The sequence below is a fragment of the Rhizobium phaseoli genome, assembly GCF_010668805.1.
Lineage (GTDB): Bacteria > Pseudomonadota > Alphaproteobacteria > Rhizobiales > Rhizobiaceae > Rhizobium > Rhizobium phaseoli_A.
This window is the reverse complement of the sequence record NZ_WUFT01000125.1, coordinates 1-403: the sequence shown is the minus strand read 5'-3', so window position 1 is coordinate 403 and position 403 is coordinate 1. Positions and strand designations below refer to the sequence as shown.

Sequence of the window (403 nt, the reverse complement as noted above, 5' to 3'; positions counted from 1 at the left end):
GTTTGCAGCCGACATGTCCGGGCAACTGCGTATCGCGTGCGAAGTGGCGCGCGACGTGCATGATGCGCTCGCCAAAGCGGACATCGCGATCACGACGACGCCCACCACCGAGCCGCTGGTTCATGCGGCCGATCTGCATGCGGGTCTGCACATCACGGCCGTTGGCTCGGATGCCGAACACAAGAACGAAATCGCACCGCAAGCCCTGGTGGCGGCGCGCTATGTGTGCGACCGCGTCACGCAGACGCGTGTGCTCGGCGAACTTCATCACGCCATTGAAGCGGGCGCCGTCGATGCGGCCGCACCGCATGCAGAACTCGGACAGATCATCGCAGGACAGGCCCAGGGCCGCACGCGCGACAGCGACATCACGTTGTGCGACCTCACGGGCACGGGCGCGCAG

The 403-nt window shown here is 66.3% G+C and carries 1 pseudogene; it reads left to right on the top strand.

Annotated elements, in window-relative coordinates:
- Positions 1 to 13: 13 nt before the first annotated feature.
- Positions 14 to 403, top strand: a pseudogene (locus GR197_RS31685) (ornithine cyclodeaminase family protein); the annotation flags it as partial.